This window comes from uncultured Candidatus Puniceispirillum sp. (genome assembly GCF_963979125.1).
Taxonomy (GTDB): Bacteria; Pseudomonadota; Alphaproteobacteria; order Puniceispirillales; family Puniceispirillaceae; genus Puniceispirillum.
This window is the reverse complement of the sequence record NZ_CAXBVX010000155.1, coordinates 1-3,113: the sequence shown is the minus strand read 5'-3', so window position 1 is coordinate 3,113 and position 3,113 is coordinate 1. Positions and strand designations below refer to the sequence as shown.

3 protein-coding genes are annotated in these 3,113 nt (G+C 45.4%); 1 reads left to right on the top strand and 2 read right to left on the bottom strand.

The window, feature by feature from the left end:
- The coding region (gene gatB, locus ABNT28_RS10600; RefSeq protein WP_332924629.1) for an Asp-tRNA(Asn)/Glu-tRNA(Gln) amidotransferase subunit GatB at positions 1–1,203 on the top strand (1,203 nt) is incomplete at its 5' end.
- Between the two features lie 11 nt (positions 1,204–1,214).
- On the opposite strand, the gene ABNT28_RS10595 is transcribed toward gatB, so the two are convergent.
- Both ABNT28_RS10595 and ABNT28_RS10590 read right to left on the bottom strand, forming a co-directional pair.
- Complete coding sequence (locus ABNT28_RS10595; RefSeq protein ID WP_332924628.1) at positions 1,215–1,964, bottom strand: ATP-binding cassette domain-containing protein; 750 nt, start codon at positions 1,962–1,964, stop codon at positions 1,215–1,217.
- Entirely contained in the window at positions 1,952–2,620 is a 669-nt protein-coding gene (locus tag ABNT28_RS10590) for a hypothetical protein (protein ID WP_332924627.1), read from the bottom strand. The genes ABNT28_RS10595 and ABNT28_RS10590 overlap by 13 nt, the downstream gene beginning before the upstream one ends.
- Positions 2,621–3,113 lie beyond the last annotated feature (493 nt).

Here is a 3,113-nt window from a genome sequence, read left to right as displayed (position 1 = left end):
TTTGACCGGAAGAATTATTTTTACGCGGATTTGCCACAAGGCTATCAGATTAGCCAGTTCAAACAGCCTATCGTTGGCGAGGGCATCTTGCGGATTGATCTTGCCGATGGATCAAGTAAGGATATCGGTATTGAGCGTTTGCATCTGGAACAGGATGCAGGAAAATCAATGCATGATCAGCATCCAAGCAAAAGTTATATTGATCTGAATCGAACTGGCGTTGCCTTGATGGAAATTGTGTCCCGACCTGATATTCGTTCGGCAACGCAAGCGGCGGCCTATGTGCGGAAATTACGGTCGATTCTACGTTATCTGGGCACATGCGATGGCAATATGGAAGAAGGCTCGATGCGCGCCGATGTCAATGTATCGGTTCGGCGTCCCGGTGATGAACTGGGCACGCGAACCGAGACCAAAAACCTGAACTCACTTCGTTTCATCCAGCAAGCCATTGACTATGAAGTTGCCCGCCAGATTGAAGTCATCGAGGATGGAGGCACGATTGATCAGGAGACCCGTCTTTTTGATACAAATACCGGCATGACGCGTACTATGCGGAGCAAGGAAGATGCGCATGATTATCGCTATTTTCCCGATCCCGATCTGTTGCCGCTAGAAATCACACAAAGCGATGTTGATAAGCTGGCAGCGGGTCTGCCCGAATTGCCAGATTCGATCAAAGACCGTTTGATGAATGATTATGGTCTATCTGCCTATGATGCGGCGGTTATCACCGAAGAACGCGAGACAGCTGCTTTCTATGAGGCCGCAAGTAAGGGGCGTGACCGTAAATTGGTAGCAAACTGGATGACTGTTGAATTGTTTGGCGCGTTGAACAAGGCTGGACTTGATCTGGCGCGTTCGCCCGTATCGCCGGATGCGCTTGGCGGGTTGGTCGATATGATCAGCGATGGCACGATTTCGGGGCGTATTGCCAAGGATGTGTTTGCCGATATGATGCTGTCGGGCAAGCAGGCTACCGATATTGTCGAGGAAAAGGGGCTGAAACAGCTGTCGGATAGTGGTGCCATTGAAACTCTGATCGATGATGTCATGGCGGCTAATGAAGATAAGGTTGCCGAATATCGCGGTGGCAAGGACAAATTGTTTGGCTTCTTTGTTGGTCAGGTGATGAAACAGTCTGGAGGTCAGGCCAACCCGGGCATGGTTAATCAGCTGTTGCGCACCAAACTGGATGGGTAGGGTGCCTGTGGCTAATAATTATAGTAGGCCATGAAGGCCTCATTTACGTTCTTAGCCTTGGCATCAATTCCAGTTTGGGCCACAAAATCTTGGACTGAGTTAAAAAAGTTCAGCTTTCCATGTTTTAACGCCAAAATACCATCGACCGTATCAGTAAACTCTTCAAGATAGTGTGAAGATACAAGTATTGTCACCCCACTTTTTCTGCGCTCGGTGATACAATTCCATAATCCTGCGCGTGTATGGACATCCATTGCAACGGTAGGTTCGTCAAGTGCAAGAAACTGCTGGTTCAGACTAAGTGCGGCAAGTGTTGTTGCCCATTTACCATCACCAAAACTAGCTTTGCTAGGCGTTAACGCTAACAGACGATCAAGGCGTTCATGCCATTCTTGCGGAACAGATCTGAAAAACGCATCAAGACTAAACGTCCCTTGATTGATTCGAAATAACATTTCAATAAATTCACCAATCCTAAGTGCGTGAGGAATGGAAACATGCTGGCGAACATAGAACATATCTTCAGGTTTGATCTGCCAGTTTATTGAGCCTGCATCTGTCTTGATCTGGCCAAAAAGTATATTAAGCAAGGTACTTTTCCCAATGCCATTCGGTCCCAATATGCCGTAAATTTTGCCTGACTCAAATTTGAAGTTTGCATCTGAGAATATTGGCTTATTTCCGTAGCTGAAATGCAACGCATTAACTTGGCAGGTGAAAGATTGCAGAACTTTCGTGCCTTTCATATTCATTTGTCCCATTGTGTCTCTAGATTAAACCAAGTGATGGTTGCACCAAGCAGGCCAAGGCACACCATTAACCAGATGGTCAGCACCAACCATGATGTGTTGTAATTGCCAATGAATGAAGCGCCGACAGCTATCGGATTGATAGTATTTATTAAAGCGAGTGCCATATTGTTCGGGAACCGAATTAACTCCGCGAACGTAAGCAGCAACATGGGGGCATATGTTGATGTCACTAACCCCATGATCGTTTGAAATTTTAGAGGTATTAGATTCAGCATACTACCAGCGCAAATTACACAAAACACGACACCAAGAGCGCGCATAATCTGATGGAGATTTTCAGCAATTGTAACATCATTAAAGAAAAGACTGCTGAGGATACCGAAAGCGGCTACGATAATGCCTGTGAAAACAAACCCTGCAATAATTTGAGCGAGAATGTAGCGTTTCTGCGCTACTGGAAAGGACACAAAAGCTTGCAGAAAATTTGCTTCGCGGCGTCCGACAAGATACGCGCCTGTACTTCGTATTGCTGTTACCACACTTACAAAACTCAACATAATAGGAAACAATTTTGCGTTCAATGAGTCGGTGGTTTGCAGAAACAAGGCTACCATTATGATGAATGGAAAGGTGATTGACCAGAACAGCCAGCCTGGCTCGCGCATTTTTTCACGAAGCAGAAGTATTGATAAATTATATATATTCTGGATAGACGCGATCATGGAAACACTATGATTTTGTTTTATAGGCTGTCAAGATATTGTAATAATTATATAATATTAAGAATTCCTAATATAAATTATTGAAAAATGGTTAGCCGACCTCCGACACTGCAAATCGATAAAAGTACTGCATGTTTTACATGACGCCCTTTTCACGGGGGTTCTGCTAACAGGGTTTTTGCCGTAATGCCCATGCATAGACCGATTACCATCGGCTGGAAATTCCACATCAGATCATTGGCAGTAAGTATGAGACGATTTACGTGCTGGATACGCTCATTTCGGTTTGACAGAATTTGCTTTCATGGCTAGAGATAAGCCTGCATACGCCGTGTAAAACGATTGGTGCCTGTTCTGGTGAACAAGCATCCCCCTTGCGGAGGGGTGGCCGAGTGGCTGAAGGCGGCGGTTTGCTAAATCGTTAAAGGAAGAAATT

Bases quoted from the DNA above. Each gene is read 5' to 3' on its own strand.
- ABNT28_RS10590 (WP_332924627.1), bottom strand. From the start codon at position 2,620: ATGCGCGAGCCAGGCTGGCTGTTCTGGTCAATCACCTTTCCATTCATC.
- ABNT28_RS10595 (WP_332924628.1), bottom strand. From the start codon at position 1,964: ATGGGACAAATGAATATGAAAGGCACGAAAGTTCTGCAATCTTTCACC.